At 61.9% G+C, this 18046-nt stretch carries 15 protein-coding genes; 5 read left to right on the forward strand and 10 right to left on the reverse strand.

Features of this window, described 5'->3' with window-relative positions; translation table 11 throughout:
- Nucleotide 1 precedes the first annotated feature (1 nt).
- From folC to purF, 4 genes are all read left to right on the forward strand, one after another.
- On the forward strand, nucleotides 2-1312 hold the full coding sequence (folC, locus tag BG60_RS14145) for a bifunctional tetrahydrofolate synthase/dihydrofolate synthase (protein ID WP_008354038.1): 1311 nt from the start codon (nucleotides 2-4) through the stop codon (nucleotides 1310-1312).
- 41 nt (nucleotides 1313-1353) lie between these two features.
- Complete coding sequence (locus BG60_RS14150) at nucleotides 1354-2217, forward strand: SPOR domain-containing protein (protein WP_008354037.1); 864 nt, start codon at nucleotides 1354-1356, stop codon at nucleotides 2215-2217.
- A 9-nt stretch (nucleotides 2218-2226) separates the two neighbouring features.
- Complete coding sequence (locus tag BG60_RS14155; RefSeq protein ID WP_008354036.1) at nucleotides 2227-2760, forward strand: CvpA family protein; 534 nt, start codon at nucleotides 2227-2229, stop codon at nucleotides 2758-2760.
- A gap of 143 nt (nucleotides 2761-2903) precedes the next feature.
- Complete coding sequence (gene purF, locus BG60_RS14160; protein ID WP_008354035.1) at nucleotides 2904-4451, forward strand: amidophosphoribosyltransferase; 1548 nt, start codon at nucleotides 2904-2906, stop codon at nucleotides 4449-4451.
- 196 nt (nucleotides 4452-4647) lie between these two features.
- Here the strand turns inward: purF and BG60_RS14165 are convergent, their stop codons facing one another.
- The 10 genes from BG60_RS14165 to BG60_RS14205 all read right to left on the reverse strand — a co-directional run bounded on the left by BG60_RS14165 (nucleotide 4648) and on the right by BG60_RS14205 (nucleotide 16219).
- Nucleotides 4648-5445 carry a helix-turn-helix transcriptional regulator gene (locus BG60_RS14165; RefSeq protein WP_008354032.1) on the reverse strand — a complete coding sequence of 266 codons (798 nt, stop codon included), beginning with the start codon at nucleotides 5443-5445 and terminating at the stop codon, nucleotides 4648-4650.
- A gap of 11 nt (nucleotides 5446-5456) precedes the next feature.
- Entirely contained in the window at nucleotides 5457-5798 is a 342-nt protein-coding gene (locus BG60_RS14170; protein ID WP_008354031.1) for an FKBP-type peptidyl-prolyl cis-trans isomerase, read from the reverse strand.
- 107 nt (nucleotides 5799-5905) lie between these two features.
- Nucleotides 5906-7321 (reverse strand): hypothetical protein, encoded by a 1416-nt coding sequence (locus tag BG60_RS14175; RefSeq protein ID WP_008354030.1) that lies wholly within the window; start codon nucleotides 7319-7321, stop codon nucleotides 5906-5908.
- An 84-nt stretch (nucleotides 7322-7405) separates the two neighbouring features.
- Nucleotides 7406-7651: a hypothetical protein gene (locus tag BG60_RS14180; protein ID WP_144403777.1), complete on the reverse strand. Its 246-nt coding sequence runs from the start codon at nucleotides 7649-7651 to the stop codon at nucleotides 7406-7408.
- Between the two features lie 139 nt (nucleotides 7652-7790).
- On the reverse strand, nucleotides 7791-10142 hold the full coding sequence (locus tag BG60_RS14185; RefSeq protein ID WP_008354028.1) for a polysaccharide biosynthesis tyrosine autokinase: 2352 nt from the start codon (nucleotides 10140-10142) through the stop codon (nucleotides 7791-7793).
- Between the two features lie 506 nt (nucleotides 10143-10648).
- Nucleotides 10649-11752 (reverse strand): glycosyl hydrolase, encoded by a 1104-nt coding sequence (locus BG60_RS14190; RefSeq protein WP_008354027.1) that lies wholly within the window; start codon nucleotides 11750-11752, stop codon nucleotides 10649-10651.
- Nucleotides 11753-11818: 66 nt separating this feature from the next.
- Nucleotides 11819-12898, reverse strand: a complete 1080-nt coding sequence (locus BG60_RS14195) for a glycosyltransferase family 4 protein (RefSeq protein ID WP_008354026.1) — start codon at nucleotides 12896-12898, stop codon at nucleotides 11819-11821.
- A 10-nt stretch (nucleotides 12899-12908) separates the two neighbouring features.
- Nucleotides 12909-14063, reverse strand: coding sequence for a glycosyltransferase (locus tag BG60_RS14200; protein ID WP_008354025.1), 1155 nt, complete (start codon nucleotides 14061-14063; stop codon nucleotides 12909-12911).
- Between the two features lie 414 nt (nucleotides 14064-14477).
- Nucleotides 14478-14639, reverse strand: coding sequence for a hypothetical protein (locus BG60_RS38725; RefSeq protein WP_160172891.1), 162 nt, complete (start codon nucleotides 14637-14639; stop codon nucleotides 14478-14480).
- A gap of 296 nt (nucleotides 14640-14935) precedes the next feature.
- Entirely contained in the window at nucleotides 14936-16219 is a 1284-nt protein-coding gene (locus tag BG60_RS14205) for a flippase (RefSeq protein ID WP_033536876.1), read from the reverse strand.
- Nucleotides 16220-16909: 690 nt separating this feature from the next.
- On the opposite strand from BG60_RS14205, the gene BG60_RS14210 reads away from it, so the two are divergent.
- Nucleotides 16910-18031, forward strand: coding sequence for a sensor histidine kinase (locus BG60_RS14210; protein ID WP_008354021.1), 1122 nt, complete (start codon nucleotides 16910-16912; stop codon nucleotides 18029-18031).
- Nucleotides 18032-18046 lie beyond the last annotated feature (15 nt).

Here is an 18046-nt window from a genome sequence, read left to right on the forward strand (position 1 = left end):
AATGAACACATTCCCGACTCTCGACGCCTGGCTCGCCCATCTGGAAGCGGCGCATCCGGTCGGCATCGACATGGGCCTCGCGCGCATCGGCAAGGTGAAGGATGCGCTCGGCCTGCGTTTCGACTGCCCGGTCATCACCGTCGGCGGCACGAACGGCAAGGGCTCGACCTGCGCGATCATCGAAACGATCTTGCTGCGCGCGGGGTATCGCGTCGGTTGCCATACGTCGCCGCATCTGCTGACGTTCAACGAGCGCGCCCGCATCGACGGCGCGGAGGCGAGCGACGCCGATCTGCTCGAACATTTCGCGGCCGTGGAAAAGGCGCGCGCCAGCCTGCCCGAGCCGGTTTCGCTGACGTACTTCGAGTTCACAACGCTTGCGATCCTGCATCTCTTCGCGTCGCGCAAGCTCGACGCGGTGATTCTCGAGGTCGGGCTCGGCGGGCGTCTCGACGCGGTGAATATCGTCGATACGGATTGTGCTGTGATCACGAGCATCGACATCGACCATACGGACTATCTCGGCGACACGCGCGAAAAAATTGGCTTCGAGAAAGCGGGCATATTTCGGACGGGCAAGCCGGCAGTGTGCGGAGATCCGTCGCCGCCGCAGACTCTCATCGAACATGCCGAGGCGATCGGCGCGGATCTGTGGCTCGTCGGACGCGATTTCCGCTACGAAGCCCAGCCCGGCAACGAGCGCCAGCAATGGAGTTATATCGGGCGCGAGCAGCGGCGCTCGGCGCTGGCCTATCCGGCGCTGCGCGGCGCGAATCAGCTCATCAACACGTCGGCGGCGCTGGCCGCGCTCGAAGCGCTGCGCGGCCGTCTGCCGGTTTCGGCGCAGGACATTCGCCTTGGCCTGGCGAACGTCGAGTTGCCGGGGCGCTTCCAGGTGCTGCCGGGCAAGCCGCAAATCATTCTCGACGTTGCGCACAATCCTCACGCAGCCGCCGTGTTGTCGCAAAATCTCGGCAACATGGGCTATTTTCCGTACACTTACGCGGTGTTCGGCGCGATGGGCGACAAGGACATCGAAGGCGTCGTGAAGCAACTCAAGGGCGAGATCGATCACTGGAACGTGACCGCGCTGCCCACGCCGCGCGCCGCGTCGGCGGAGCAACTGGAACACGCATTGCGCGACGCTGGTGTCAACGACAGCGCCGACAGCAGCGTTTCTCGCTTTGAAACACCTGCGGCGGCTTTTCAAGATGCGTTAAGCCGGGCGTCTGAAAATGATAGAATTTTGGTTTTCGGCAGTTTCTACACGGTAGCCGGCGTCATGGCCTACCGTCGAATGCAGCATAACTAGCAGCATCATTGAGACGGTCGGCCGTCAGCACCAAGCGATACATGGGACTCTTTTCGTTCGGCAAGAAAGACGACTCCGGTCGCGACGCATATTCCGATTCATCGCGCGGCTCGCGTCACACCGTCCGCACGGAACGCCGCACGCGCAGATCCGAGCGCACCGACGCCGACGCGATGATGCTCGATCCCACCCTGCCCGAGAAGCAGCGCGCGCGCCGCAGGCTCGTCGGGGCGATCGCGCTGGTGCTCGCCGCCGTCATCGTCCTGCCGATGGTGCTCGATTCGCGTCCGAAGCCCGTCACCGACGACATTTCCATTGATATTCCCAACCGCCCGGCGCCCGCCGCGAAGCAGTCGCGCGACGCCAACGACGCCGACACGCAAGCCGGTGTCGCGCACGACGCGCCGTCGGGTGCGTCGGGCAGTGCTTCCGCCGGCGTGACGCAGCCGCAAGCCGCGGCACCTGCCGCGACGGCAAAGCCCGAGCCGAAGCCGGAAGCGAAGCCTGACGCGAAAGCCGAAGCCAAGCCGGAAGCGAAGCCGTCGAAGCCCGCAGCCGTGGCGAGCCAGAACGCGAAGCCGCAAGCGGCCGAGCCTTCCGAACAAGCCAACGCAAACACCGCGGCGAACGCCGCAGCAGGCGCGGCCAACACGCCGTCGTCGCCGGCGGGCAGCCGCTTCGTGCTGCAGATCGGCCAGTTCGACGACGAAACCGCCGCGCAGAATTGGGTCAACAAGTTGAAGTCCGCGGGTGTGCCCGCATATCTCGAACATCGCAAGCAGTCGGACGGCGCGACCAAGTCGCTGTTGCGCGCGGGGCCGTTCCCGGATCGCGCGTCGGCGCAGGCCGCGCTCGTGAAGGTGCGGCAGGCCGGCCTGGGCGGCGGCACCCGGGCATCGAACTAAGCCGGCTCGATGTTCACCGCTTTCGACTACGCCGTGATGGCCGTGATCGGCCTGTCCGCGCTGCGCGGCATGTGGCGCGGCCTGTTGGCCGAAGCGTTCGGTCTGGTCGGCTGGGTCGCCGCCATTCTGATCGCGGGACGGTTCGTCGGGCTTGTCGTGCCGTATATCCCGTCGACGTGGCCCGGCGGCGCGCTTACGCAGTGGCTCGTGGCGTTCGTGCTGGTGGTCGGGGCGGTGCTGCTCGTATCGAGCGTGCTGTCGGCGCTATTGACGCGCATCACGGAAGTCACCGGCCTGCGCGGCGTGGACCGCTCGTTGGGCTTGCTGTTCGGCCTCGTCAGAGGGGCTATATTGGTAGTTATTCTGGTCGCCCTGGCTGGCCTGACCGAACTGCCTCAGAAAGATTTTTGGCGCAATGCGCTGCTGCGGCCGATGGCCGAGCAAGGCGTGCGCGAATTGAAACCGCTGCTCCCCGATACGCTCGCCGCGTATGTGCACGTCGCTCCCGAACCGGGCGGCCTGGCGCCCAACGCCGCACAATAGACGAACGGCCGGCTACACGAGGAACGCGCGACGGCTCGAAGACGCTTCGCCCCGGCCACGTCACGGCCAGTTTTTGAGAGAAGCGTCGAAGAGATCCGGGCAACGCCTTGTCTACCCGTTTCGACTCTTTGAAGGACCATGCCATGTGCGGCATCGTAGGTGTAGTTTCCCAAAGTCCCGTCAATCAGCTGATCTATGACAGCTTGCTCCTGCTCCAGCATCGCGGACAGGACGCGGCGGGCATCGCCACGGCGAACGGCAATAACTTCCACATGCACAAAGCCAACGGCATGGTGCGCGACGTGTTCCGCACGCGCAACATGCGCAGTCTGCCGGGCAACGTCGGCATCGGCCAGGTGCGGTATCCGACCGCCGGGTCCGCATCGAGCGAGGAAGAAGCGCAACCGTTCTACGTGAATGCGCCGTTCGGCATCATCCTCGCGCATAACGGCAATCTGACGAACTGGATGCAGCTGAAGGACGAGATGTTCCGCATCGACCGCCGGCACATCAACACCGCATCCGACACCGAAGTGCTGCTCAACGTCTTCGCGCACGAACTGCAGCTCGCGAGCTCGGGTCTGCAACTCGATGCGACCGCGCTGTGGAAAGCCGTCGCGGGCGTGCATCGCCGTGTGAAGGGCTCGTACGCGATCGTCTCGCTGATCGCAGGCTACGGTCTCGTCGCGTTCCGCGATCCGTTCGGCATTCGTCCGCTTGTGCTCGGCAAGCTCGAAACGTCGACGGGCGTCGAGTGGATGGTCGCGTCGGAATCGGTGGCGATCGAAGGCATCGGCTTCGAATTCGTGCGCGATGTCGAACCGGGCGAAGCGATTTTCATCGACGCGGAAGGCAATCTGCACAGCCACCAATGCGCCGAGAAGCCCGAGCTCAATCCGTGCATTTTCGAGCTCGTGTATCTCGCGCGTCCGGATTCGTGCCTCGACGGCGTGCCGGTCTACAACGCGCGTCTGCGCATGGGCGATTACCTCGCCGAGAAAATCAAGCGCGTGCTGCCGGATGTGCCGATCGACGTCGTCATGCCGATTCCCGACTCGTCGCGCCCCGCCGCGATGCAGGTCGCCGCGAAGCTCGGCGTGGAGTATCGCGAAGGCTTCTTCAAGAACCGCTACGTGGGCCGCACCTTCATCATGCCGGGTCAGGCGGTGCGCAAGAAATCGGTGCGTCAGAAGCTCAACGCGATGGGCATCGAGTTCAAGGGCAAGAACGTGCTGATCGTCGACGATTCCATCGTGCGCGGCACGACCTCGCATGAAATCGTGCAGATGGCCCGCGATGCCGGCGCGAACAAAGTGATCTTCGCGTCCGCCGCGCCGCCGGTGAAGTTCCCGAACGTGTACGGCATCGACATGCCGACGCGCGGCGAACTCGTTGCGCACGGCCGCAGCGATGAGGAAGTCGCACGCATGATCGGCGCGGATTATCTCGTCTATCAGGACGTGGAAGACCTGAAGAACGCGATCCGCGACATCAATCCGGCGTTGAAGGAATTCGAAGCGTCGTGCTTCGACGGCAACTACATCACTGGCGACGTGACGACCGATTATCTCGATCGCATCGAGTCCGCACGTCTTGCGCCGCAATCGCAGTCGGATCGCGATGCTGCGAGCGACGCGCAAGAGGGCGGCATGGCGCGCTCACAGTTGCATTTGCAACTATCGGTCGAGTAAGTTTTCGGCGCTTCGAACGAGCCCGCTTCGTCTGCAAGGACCAAGCGGGCTTTTTTGCGTCTCGAGCCTTCGAGCTTCTGCTTTTCGAGCGCGGCGGAAGCGGCCAAGCGCTTGCGTGGGTGCTGTTGAATGGCATGGAGACGCTCGTGTTGCGCGTCGAGAAGCAATCGGCGAATGCGCTCGAAATCGCGCGCTGTCACGCATCCGTCATACGCGCCGGTCTGTCGCGTGAATCGGATGAACCGCCGTTGCGCCATTGCCCCGGCGAGATGCCGAAGCGTTTCGAGAACGCATGCGTGAACGCGCTTTGATCGGCGAAACCGACATCGAGCGCGATATCGGTGAGCGACGCGCGCGAGTCGGCGAGCAACGTCAACGCGGTGTCGAGCCGCAGCCGATGCAGATAGCGATGCGGCGTCTCGCCGAACGCTTCGTTGAAGAGCTGATGAAAGCGCCGCATGCCGAAGCCGCAATGCGCGGCGAGATCGGCGATACGCAGCGGCGCCGATAGTTGCGAGCGCAACCATTGGTCGATGCGCGCGAAATCGAGGCCGCGCATCGCGTCGATGGAATCGTCGGTGTCGTGCATCAGCGCGCCGCACAGATGCGCAGCCGCTTGCCATGCGAAGCGGTCCGCGAGATGCGCATCCGCGAGATGCGCGCGACGGGCGACATCGGCGACGGCTTGCGTGATGCGCGGATCGATGACGATCGCGCGCGCCCGTTCGAAGTAGCGCTCGGGCACCGCGACGGACGTGGCGGGCAGATCGAGCACGAGCTGGCGATTGTCGCCCTCGGCCCAGTAATCGTGGCGCGCGCCCGCCGGGATGATCCACGCACCCCTGCAATCGATGCGTGCGCCGTTGCCGTCGACGGCCATCTCCATCGACCCGTCGAGGCCGAGCACGATCTGATGAAAGTCGTGCACGTCCGACGCCTGCGCCGCCTCATAGCGGCGCAACGACACGGCAGGACGATGAAGCGGCGCGCTCATGCGGAAAACGCTCAGACGTCGAGCAGTTCCACTTCGAACACGAGCGTGGCGTTGGGCGGAATCACGCCGCCCGCGCCGCGCGCGCCGTAGCCGAGTTGCGGCGGAATCGTGAGACGGCGCACGCCGCCCACTTTCATGCCCTGCACGCCTTCGTCCCAGCCCTTGATGACCATGCCGCCGCCCAGCACGAAGGCGAAGGGGTCGTTGCGGTCCTTGCTCGAATCGAACTTCTGGCCGTCCGTGAGCCAGCCCGTGTAATGCACGCTGACGGTCTTGCCGGCGACGGCTTCAGTGCCTTCGCCAACGGTGACGTCTTCGTATTTGAGACCGGAATCGGTCGTGACAGTCGACATGGTTGCTCCCTGGTTGCCCGGTCATCGGCGATGGATGAACCGGTGGTCGAAACCGACATTGTAGAACGTCGCAGGGAAGCGGGCGGCGCCCGGAAGCGCCGCGTCGATTACAGATGACGGCTGTGCGGCCCGAAGCGCGAACCGATGCGTGTGCCGATTTCCGGCCTTACGTGCCGGCCGATCGCGGTGCCGATCGACGCGCCGTCTTGCGAATCATGCATCGCGGCGGCGGCGGCCTGATCGCCGATCTGCTGCCTCGCGATCTTCAGCGCGCGCACGCGGACATAGGCCATCGCGACGAGCGTCCACGGCGCGAGATAGGCGAACTCGGGCACGGACACCATCATCATCGTCCAGGTCGCGGCGCAGCACTGGCGCAGCGCCATGCCGCGCGGATCCCAGTCGAGCTTGAACGCGGGGTACAGCATCAACGCGCTGATGAAGACCGTGCCGATGATGCCGGTATTGACGAGCAGCGTCGAGAAGAGATCGGTCGAGCGCACATAGCCGAAGCCGATGCCGAAGAGCTTATTGAGCGGCGCGAGATCGAGCCACAGTTGCATCGAGTGAAGGAACAGCAGACTGCGGTCGGAACCCGACTCGGTCTTCGCTTCGAGCTTGTCGGTCACCATCTGCTTGAAGAGCTCGGCGATGTAATCCTGCAGCAGATACCCGATCACGCACAGCACGAAAAGTCCGATCAGCGCCTTCACCGGGTTGATGCCGAGCTTGCGCACGCGGATCAGCGAATACACCGCATAGCCGATCAGCACCGTCGAAGAAGTGGTCATCAGAAGCGACAGTCCGATCACCCACACCGGCCAGCGAACGCGCGACGTCGCGTTGAAGTAGACCCAGAACGGGAAGATGGACATGGCGTACATCGACGGCTCGCCTGTCAGCGCTTTCAAGCGCTGGATCGGAAAGCCTTTGATGTCGATCTGCTGGAAAGAACTGCCGTTCACCGTGCCGTCCGAACGCACGATGCCCTTGCCGAACTGATCGCCGAATGCGCGGTTCGAGATGAAGTCGCCCGGCTGTCCCGTCGCGATGAAGTACGCCACTTCGTAAATGCCGTAAATCGCGAGCAGCGTGACGGCCGCGAGAATCCACTGGTCCCAGGTCGGCTTGTAGTAGTGGTACACATACGCCGCATAGAGCACGACCGCCGCCACGTAAAGCGACTGCGTGAACATGCTCTTGCGCATGATGAACGTGAGGGGATCGGTGTCGTCGACGAGCGAGATCTTGCTGAAGTCGGGATCGAAGGGCGCCATGACGTCCGCGAGCTGGGAGGTGCAGACCATCAGCAGCCAGACCGCGATCGCCGCGATCACGAAGTGCATCCAGTTCTTGCGCGCGCGCCCGCCGAACAGCAGCACGAGCGGCACGGACAGGAAGCACATCAGATAGCCGATCGTCGTGCCCTGAATCGATGGCATGACGAGAAACGACGTCACCGGCATCGCGAAGGCCCAGATTCGGTAGTAGAGGTCGGTCAGCGACGCTTTATCTTTCATCATCGAAGGGTAGGATGCGCCCGCTTCATGACGGGCTGTCGTTCGTTATCGGGAGCAAAACGCCTGCCGGATGGATCGTCGGCACGCTCACACTCTGGGCCGGAACGTCGCCAGGAGCGCGAGCAGGATCACGAGCGCGGAACGCAGCGACACGAGCGGCGCGCGCCGGATGACGACCGGTTCTTGCACGGGCGGCGGCAACTGCCGCTCGGGTCGCGCCTTTCGCACGCGATGAAAATCGCAATGCGGACACACGCTCAACGTCGCGCCCACTTGCCTGCGGCAACGCGGGCAGTGCACGAGCCGATGCCCGAATGAAAAATGTCCGCTCATATGCGTCTCTCTCATCGACCCGGTTGACGACGTGCTTACATCGGAAGTCCGTGCAGATTCCACCGTTACAACGTGAAGCGCCGCGTGACAGGCACGCGGCGCGATGCTTCATCCGCTGCGCTCGATTATGCGCCGCGGTTTAGGTCATCGACTTGAACGTGCTCGTATATGCCGCCGCGTAACCATAACTGCGGCGATTGCTCGGGCGTCGCGGAATCGCGTTGAAGACCGAGCCGACGAGCCTGCCGCCCGAACGCTGCACCTTCTTCACGGTTTCCTCGATCTCTTCCTCGCTCTGGATGCCGGAGCGCAGCACGAGCACGGTCGAACCCGCATCGCTCGCCACGATCGCCGCGTCGGTGACGACGAGGAACGGCGGCGTATCGACGATCACGAGGTCGAACTGATCGCTCATGCGCGCGAGCATGTTGCGGAAGCCCGGCATCATCAAAAGTTCGGAAGGATTCTCCGGATAGCCGCCGCACGACATGAACGACAGTCCCGGCACGCCGACATAACGGATCGCATCGCCGAGCGCGAGTTCGCCCTTCAGCACTTCCGAGAGACCGCCCGGATTCGACTGCTTGAAGAACGATGCGATGTGGCCGCGCCGCATGTCGCCGTCGATCAGCAGCACGCGCAGGCCGATTTCCGCGAGCAGCACCGAAAGATTCGCTGCGACGAAGCTCTTGCCCGCGGACGGAATCGGGCCCGTCAGCATCACGATATTGTTCGGCGCATTGGCGAGATCGCGATACAGCTCGGTACGCACCGCACGCAGCGCCTCGACGGCCGGATCGTGCGGGAAGCGCGTCGCCAGCACGCGGGCGTCGCGGTCCGTGTCGGCGACGTGCGGCATCGCGAACGCGTCGTGCTCTGGCAGATGAATATGCGGCAACGCCTTCGGCGCGCCGCCGTCCTGCGCGCCGGAGTAGGTGAGCGGCGCGTGCTCCACGGGCGATACGGCAATCTCGTGATCGAGCATCGCCTGCTGACGGCTATACAGCACTTCGCCCAGTACCGGCACCGAAAGACGGCGCTCGACGAACATCGGATCGGTCACACCGATCATCGCGTGGCGGCGCAGGAAGATGAAGAACGTGCCGATGAAAAAGCCGAGACCCGTGCCCGCGGCGATCACGAGCGCCTTGTTCGGTTTCACCGGACGATACGGACGCAGCGCGTTATCGACGATATGCGCGCCGCCGCTCGTGCTTGCGCGGCGCACGGACAGCTCTTGCGCCTTGTTCACCATCCCCATGTAGATGGTTTCGGCCACGCGCGCATCGCGCGTGAGCGTCGCGTTCTGGCGCTCGGACGAGGGCATGCTGTCGAAGCGCTGCTGAATCTGCTTGTTCGATGCTTCGAGCTCCGCGATCTGCTGATCGAGATTGACGACTTGCGGGCTGGTGGGCTGGAAACGCTGCAAGAGTTGCGTGCGTTGCAGCTTGAGCGTCGCGAGTTGCTGCATCGACGTGATGCTGCCTTGCAGATAGGCCTGCGCTTCGTTGAGCGGCGTCACCGATTGCGACTTCGAACGGAACGCGCTCAAGTTGCTTTCCGCGCGACGCAGATCGCTTTCGAGGCGCGGCAATTCTCCGCGAATGAATTCGAGCGTCTTCGTGTCGTTGGCCTGACGCGCGTGCACGGCTGCCGTCAGATACGCCTGGCCGAGCGCGTTCGCGACATCGGCGGTCAGCGCGGGATCGTCGGCGTTGAACGTGATCTGCACGACGCCCGTGTCTTTCGCGGACTCGGCGACCTTCATCGTCTTCTTCATCATCGCGATCGCGTCGAGCGTGTTGAGGCGCGTCACGTCGAAGTGCACGCCCGGATGACCGAGCGCGCTATTGACGAGAATGGACACGCCGTTCGCCGATGCCGGACGACCGATCGTGCCACGCACGAGCACCGCGCCGTCGGGGTCGCGGAGTTCGTACTGGTTGTTGTCGAGCAGAACGAAGTCGAGCTTCTGGTCTTCGAGCGAAGGCGGCACATCGAGGCGGCCGATCTGCAGCGACTCGCCGCCCCATCCGTACGAGTCCATGCCGAACCATGCCGGCGAGAGATGTCCCTTCTTCGCGAACAACGAAGCGATCTGACCGAGCACCGGGAACGTGTCCGGCTTGACCTTGATGTCGAAGTGGAACTGCTTCACGACCGGTTCGAGCACGGAGCGGCTCTGCATCACGGAGATTTCCGCGGGTGCGAGCTGCGTGGCCGTGGGTTGAGCCTGCTGCATCTGCGCCTGGTTTTGCGGCGCGATGCCGAGCGCGTTCGGATCAGGTGGATCGACCCGCACCACGACATCCGACGAATAGATGGGCGTGGCAAGAAACGCATAGGCGGTCGCGAGCGCGGCCGTGATCCCGATGAACAGGAACAGCATGCCAAGGTGATCGCGCAGGAGCCTGAGCATGTCGCCCGCGGTGAATTCGCCGTCGTCCTTGCCAGGGCGCGAGGATCCGGAGTTGACATAGAGGGTGTTCAATGGCGCGTCCTCAGTTCGATAAGTCGATAAGTTGAGCGTTGTTTCCCGGGCCGAGAAAAAACAGAAAGCCCGCGCGACATGTCCGCGGTACGTCTTACGTGTTATTTGATCCGGCGCAGGGCCGTCGGAACTTCCAGACAGACTAAAGACGCGAAAGGCTCTTAAAAGCGGGCGAAGCGCGCGATGCTTCGAGTTCGCGTGACGAAGCGCGTCGGCTCGTCGGAGTGCGATATTCCTTGGAAGCACACTCCGTGCCTCGGAACCGCGTCTCGGGATTCGGCGGATGAAACTCGCGAAGCCCTACGAATCGCTTGCTGTAAAACGATACGTTGAGTCCGGAAAAAACGGTGCTGAATCTATCTTCCGGACACAAACTGCATGCGTCTGTTATGTAGCGAACGTTGCGGGCGTCATAAGGGTGGGGTCCCCCGTTGCGCAAGCCCATTTTCACGCGATAATCGCAAGTTCCGCCCATACTTCATTCGTAACACGAATAGATTGCGGTTTCATGGCATCGGATTGGCCTTGATGAAGTCGCGCACCGTATTGAAGCGCGATTTGCGCGTTTTACCGTCATCGTGGATCACGCCGTAGTTGCCATCGCCGCCAAAGCGCTGATCGTCGTATAGCTCGTACAACGTCACGTTCTGGATGTTGTAGGTCTTCGCGAGCGACACGAATCCCTTCAATGCGTCCTTGCCGATGAGATAGCCCCCCGGGTCCGCGTGCGTGGGCCGCACGCCGTACTCGGTGATCCAGATCGGCTTGCCGTAACTGTCGCGCAGGCGTTCGAGCACGTTGACCTTCTTGTCGCCCGCCGCCGTGATCGAACCCATGTTCGAATACCAATGCCATGCAGTGATATCCCACTGCGGAATCGGATGGCCGCGCGAGCCGTCGGGCTGCGTGCCCGCATACAGCATGTCCGTGAAGCCGTAATGCAGCCAGCTGAACGATGTCAGCAGGATCTTCGCGTCGGGATTCGTCTCACGTATGCCTTTGATCAGACCGAGGATCGAGCCGCGCGCCTTCATGAACATCGCGTTGTCGTAGTCCTGCGGATGCTCGCCGCTGCGATCCGAGCCGAGTATCGACCAGTTGTCGTATTCGTTGCCGACCTGGTAGTACGTTACGAGTCCCTTCAGCACGCTTCCCGCCGTCTTGCCGAGCGCATAGCCGCGCTCGAAAGTTTCCTGCTCGTTCGCGCGCTTTTCCGGCTCGAAGGGCGTGACGAGCGCGAGTACGCCGATGCATTGCTTCGCCGCCGCGCGCGCGAAATCCGCCACCATATGCGCGCTTCGTTCACTCGATACATCCTGCGCATACATCGTGACGCCGAGATCGCGGAGCTGTGAAATCTGCAAGTCGTAATCGCTCGTGCCGTATGCGCCGTGATGTTCCAGATGTCCCGCGATGCCGTAGAACACACCCGTCGATCCGTTTCCGCACGCGATCCTGGGCGTCGCGCTGCTCGCGGCGTCCGCCTTGTGCGTTGCCGAGTGCTTGCTGGAATAGGCGTCGGACGTGCCGCTGCGCGCATAGATCAGAACGGATGCGCAGCACAGCGCACCGAAGAGCGAGACGGCAGCCACCAGAGTTCGCATCGACATTCGGCCCTCATGTAAGCGCGCGCCGTGCTTCGGCGGGCGCGTGGGAATGATGTGACGTCGTTGCCATCATGGCTTGTCGATGAACTGCATCAGCAAGCGGGCGCTTTCCGTCCACCGGAAGCGCTCGGCATGCGCGAGGCCGCGACGTCTAAGGTCTTCGCTCAGTTCAGGCGAATCCAGCAGCTCGCGCAACTTGTTCGAAATGTCTTCGACCGAGTACGGGTCGCAATAGATCGATGCATCGCCGCACGTTTCCGGCAATGCGGCCGCGCGTCCGACGAGTGTCGGGCAACCGTTGCGCATGGCTTCGAGCGGCGGAATGCCAAAGCCTTCGTAGATTGAAGGATAGAGGAAGCACGCCGCATTCTGGTAGAGCGCCCGCAGTTTTTCGTCGCTGACATAGCCCGCCTGCTTGATGTTCGGCGCGCTCGACAGATCGTGCGCCTTGCCGAAGATCGCGGCGTTCTTCATGCCGACGATCACGAGATCGATCGACGGATCGCTCAGACGCATGAACGCCTCGACGAGGCGCTTGAAGTTCTTCGTCGGATTCATGCTGCTCACGGCGAGCACGTAACGCCGCTTCGTGAGCTCGAGCTCGTCGATCACCGAAAGATCGGGCGTGATCTGATCGAGGTGATCGGCCGCGAGCGGCACCACGCCGATACGCTCCGCCGGCACGCCGACATGATGCGCGAGCCGGTCGCGCGAGAACTTCGAATTCGTCAGCACGCAGCTCGACGTGCGCGCGAGAATCCAGAACATCACGTGATACCAGGTGCGAAACTTCCACGAAAAATGCGCGGGCGTATCGAACACCGCGGCATCGTGCATGTAGATGATCTGGTTCGGGCGGAAGATGGAACCCGAGTTCGAAAGATTCACGATACGCGAGCGCCCCGCGAAGAGCGGCAGGACGATCTGCTCCCAGAAGACGCCCTTGCCGAAGCCGAGCTTGACGGTCTGAACGCCTTGCACGGGATCGAGTCCGTCCTGCGGCGGCACCGCGAGCGTCACATGCGAGCCTTGCGGCAACTTTCCTAGCGCGGCGACGAGTTCGCGCGCGACGCGTTGCACACCGGTGGTCTTCTGGCTCGTGAAGCGGCCGTTATAGACGAGCTTGTTCGTGGCGATTGTCGTATCCATGTGCAGGGCGTCAGAACTGTGAATCGGAGCTGGTTTCATACGATGCAACCTCGTTCGCGCCGAGCGGTTCGCGCGTGGGCTTGTCGGAGCCGAACTCGTACATCGAAAGCCATTGACGGAAGATCGCGTCCATCGAGAAGCGCTTGCTTGCGGATGCTCTCGCTGCGGCCCCCATGCGTGCGCGCAACGACGGGTCATCGCGCAACATCGCGATGTACTTCGCCATATCCTCCATGTTCGATGCAACGAAGCCGGTCACGCCGTGCTGCACGACATCGCGATTGCCGACCACATCGGTGACGACGGCGGGAATGCCCGCGACCTGCGCCTCGATGAGTGCGATAGGCATGCCTTCCCACCGGGACGTCTGCACATAGATATCGAGCCCAGCCGTGAGTTCGAGCGCCCGATCGCGCGTGACCCAGCCGCTGCACGCGACGGCATCCTTGGGCGTGCCGGCGGGCAATTCGGTTTCGTTGCCGCCGATCCACAGGAAGCGCACCGAAGGGTTGGACAACTCGCTCGCGAGCTTCACGAACGCTTCATGGTTCTTTTGAAACATCGCACGGCCGCTCATGCCGATGACGATGCCGCCCGCGTTCGTGTCGACGCGCGGCGGAATCTCCGGAACGTTCACGCCGTTTTCGATCATGCGGGCACGTCGCGCATGCATCTTCGTTTCGATCTCGGAGAGCTCGCTTTTCGAACACGCGACGATGGTGCCGCCGAGCTTCGCGGCGATGCGCTCGAAGCTCAGATAAGCAAACTGCTTCGCGGGCGACACGTCGCGGCGCAGGAACGCGAGACCGTGCGGCGAATAGAACACGCGTGCGCGCGGCGCGGCGATGCGCGCGGCCGCGCGTCCGAGAACGCCCGCCTTCGACGAATGCAGATGGATCACCGATGGATCGCACTCCTTCAACTTGCGGACGAGGCTCCAGAGACTCGTCAGGTCATTCTTCACGCTCACTTCGCGGAACATGCTGACGTAGGTTAGCTTTACTGCCGGATGGAAGAGCTTGGCGAAATTATTGGGTGTTTCTTGCCGGATCGAATGAAGGATCGTTACGCCGACGCCAGCGGCCGCCGCGCGATTGGAAAGCTGCGTCAGCATGGACAGTACACCGCCGCCGAAGGCTTCGGTGATATGGACGATCTCTTTCATATTCAACTCTTCGAATGGCGTTGCGCCGAGCGCCCGCGGCGATACGCAATGAGAAGGAATGGTCTAGTCGTTATGGAAAATGACGTGACACGTTCACGCAGGGCGAACGCATCCGAAGCGGCGGTTTATGGCCACTTCGAGGAACGCGTCAAAAAGCCGGGATATGCGTGGCGAGTACTAATCGCACGATTTGAATACGCGTCCGAAAAGCACACACGAGATCCGGCATAGCATTACTCGTTCCTTGCGCACGGGGATGCCAAGAGCCCCGTCAAGCCTGATGACAAGCCTGGATTTACCTGCCGCAAGCTCCCGGACCAATCAGCTTTGGTCGGATGGGCGCCCCGATGTCGGTCTTTTTTGGAAACATCGTGAAGTCAGCGAAATCGTGCTGACAAATACGGAAAATAAAGCTTATTTGGCGGCCGCAGCATTCTGCTGAGCTATCGCCGTCTCGCAAATCCGCAGAAGGATCTGCAGATCCTTGAGCGGTACCGCGACCGACTGCATGCGCAGGCTCTCGGCCTGATCGGCCAGCCTTTGTACATGCTCGACCGACATTTCTTCTGTTTCCATTCTGCAGGCTCTCTTAATTAAATGCTGCTCATACCATTAAGATAACGACTCGACCTGCATAGGTCGGTTCGTTGACTCACATACTTAAATGCAACTTTGGAGTAGAGCGCAAGTCGAAAGCATCCGCTGCGCTCTTCGGGTGCAAAACAAAGCTTTGTTAAAGCGCGTGATTCGATAAATGCGTTACCAATTAGAATCACTTGTTACTGTTTTTAACACGCCAGTTTCACATTTATGGAAAAGCGAATATGCAGCCTGGGAAAGCTTATTAGCTACGACGTATTTCCCCATAGGGTTCACGTCGTTTCAGACCCGGCACTTCCTCCCGCGATCGGGCGCTGACGCTTGAGCAACGGCACGCCTTGCAGATGCAGCGTGAAGGCCATGGCCGCAGCAACCAGCGTCTCGACGATCAGCACCGTAGCCGCCGCGCCTTGCTCGCCGAAGAGCTTCGCCAGCACGGCAAGCAAGCTGAAATTCAGTACCGCGGAGGCCATCAGCACGCGGCTGAACTGTGCCTTCATGCCGAGCGGCAGCATCGTCTGAACACCGAACAGATCCGTCAGGCCGACCATCAACGGCACGAATGCCATCCAGCGCAACACCTCTACGGTAGGCAAGAACTTCGGCCCATACAAGAGTTTTACTGCAAGCGGCGCGCCGAAGAAGATGCACACCGAGATCAGCGACACGATCAGGCCTTGCACGACGAACATCTTGCGCAGGAATGCAAACGCATCATCCTTTGCGTGATGCATGAGAAAGCTCACGCGCGGATAGGCTGCGGTCTTGAGCGGCTGAAGCATGTTCAACGCGGCACGGATCAGCTTGTCGGCCGCGGCGAAATAACCTGCTGCAACATTACCCGAAATAAATGTCAGGAGCACGATGTTGCTCGATGCATAGATGTCGACGATCGACGTCGCCATGAATACGCTCCATCCGTCCTTCAGACGAACGACGATGGTACGGAGCGACACGCGCACGAAGTCGAGCTCGCGCCGCAGATAAAGGTACGTGCAAATCGCGATGCCCGACAGCAGCGGCACCAGAGCATTGACGGCCATCGCTTTATGGACATCGTCATGCTCGCGCACGAAGAGATACATCGCAGGAATGCTGAGGGCACGTCCGATGAATACGAACAGGCTCAACATGCCGAGATCTTCGATGCCCTGAAAGTACCACGTCGGAATTAACATTGCACCGACTGCCTGACCATAGCCGATGAGAAGCAACTCGCGGTTCTCTTGCAGATAAGGTACGACCGACGTCAGCGCGATGACAACGAAGAAGCCAGCTAATGCAAGCGCGGCCTGCGTGACGATGGTTTCCCAGAACAGCTTCGAGCGCATTTCGCGGCTCTGACGATTGATCGAGATCTTCGGCGTCGCGGTCAGCGAAAAGCTGTAATTGGTGATTGAGATGAAGTATGCGGTGAAGGCGAGGCCGAACGAAAGGCGTCCGTATTCGCTGGGGCCGAGGACGCGTGCGAGCCATGGCAGCGTCAGCAACGGTGCGAGGTATGTGGATACCTGCAGCGTCATCAATATCGTGAAGTTCTTTCGAAATGAAGCCATTGAACGGTTTTTCCCCGGCTTTAGCGCAGCTTGATTTTATGACTATGACGCAGGGCTACGAACCCTGCATGCTCGCCCGTTACGGGCGGGCCATTGCGTGACAACGCATGAAGCGATTAGTTTCGCTCGTACGTATTGCCGTCAATGCGGCGCGGGCCAAAGAGGTCTGCGCACTTGTGCCTTGGCCTGGCATCAAGCGCGCTGAAGTTGAACGAAATGCGCCGGTTCCGGACCGTCGTACACTTCCGGAGAGTGCGCTGTCTGTGCGACAGAAGCTATTTAACAAGGAAAACCCGTATTTGTCAGTGGGTTTGCACACGTAACACGATGATCGGATGCGATCGTTCGATTGAAATTTTCGCGAAGTGCTGGTAAGCGAAAGGCGCGTGAACCACGTGGCCTTCCCTTCCGACACATGACGTGTCGCAATAGTTCGCCGATAGCATCTTGTGCGAGCGTCGAATGAAAACGCATGCGCATGATGCCGAATCGGTCGTGCACGCGAATTGCTGCGAGCGGCGCAGCGGAGCGCGTTGCGCACCGCTGCCGCAGGCGTGGTAGGCGCTCACATATAATGACTTGCAAGGTTTCTCGCGCGTCCTCGTTCGTCAGGCCAATACGCGCACTGCCACTTCGCATCCAGCTTCCGCGACATCAACCGCAACACCGATACACCAAGGATCCACAACCGTGACAACGTCTTTTTCCAGTACGGTCGAACTCGAAGGCGACAAGTCCTTCGATGCGGCCGTCGCAGGAAACGACGGCGTGCTGGTGCTCGACGCCGCCCAGCGATGCCTCTCCGCCGACTCCGTTCTCGCTCATCTCTTCGATCTTGATCCCGCCGCGCTGAACGGCCGCGCACTCGCCGACACGCCGTTGCCACGGCCGCTCACTGCGGTGCTCGCCGAGGCTGCCGATGCCGCGCTCGCAGGCAACGGCACGCGTCGCGCGCATGTGAGCTTCGGCGAAGACGACGCGCGGCGCGCCTTCTCGATCATCGCGCTGCCGGGCCCGGATTGCGTGACGCTGATCGTATCGCCGGCGAACGCGCCGGACGGCGAGCCCAGCGCAAAGGATCGCATCGCGCATCTGCGAGCCGAGGCTGCGCTTTTCATGCGCGATCATGTGCTGTCGGTCGTATCGCACGATTTGCGCGGCCCGCTCAACGCAATTCATAGCTGGGGTTATGTGCTGGAGCGCAAGGTCGACGCCAACGATGCCGCCGCGCAGCGCGCGCTCGCGGGCATTCGCTCGGGCGTCGAGCAACAGGTGAAGCTCATCGAGCAATCAGTCGATACGACGCGCGCCGAGACCAAGGCGCTACAGGTCGCGCTCGCGCCGGTCGCGTTGCGACCACTTCTGGAAAAGAGCGCGGCGCTCGCGCGTGCCGGCGTCGCGCGCGCGCGTGACGTGACGATCGACATCGATTCGCCGCTCGCGGAAGAACAAGTCGAAGGCGATGGCGAACGTCTGTTGCAGACGCTCTGGCTCATGCTCGCGTTCGCCGCCGAAGCGAGTCCCGCGGGCGCGACGGTGCGTGTGTCGAGCAACGTCGAGGGCAGCATGTGGCGCACGGACGTGCAATTCACGGCATCGGCACAGGCGCTCGGCGATACGGCCTCGCCGCACGTGCTCGAAGCGTTCGCGCGGCGTCAGGCGCTCGAGCCGCGCGAAGGCGGACGCATCGCATGGGGCCTCGCATTGTGCAAGCGCGTGTCGGAGGCGCATGGCGGCGCGTTCGAGCACAGCGATATCGCCGACAACGCCGAAGTGACGTTATCGGTGCGCGTGCCGGTCGCGGGCATGTAATTGACTTTCGATCAG

Origin of the sequence: Caballeronia zhejiangensis (genome assembly GCF_000698575.1) — a bacterium.
Classification (GTDB): Bacteria; Pseudomonadota; Gammaproteobacteria; order Burkholderiales; family Burkholderiaceae; genus Caballeronia; species Caballeronia zhejiangensis.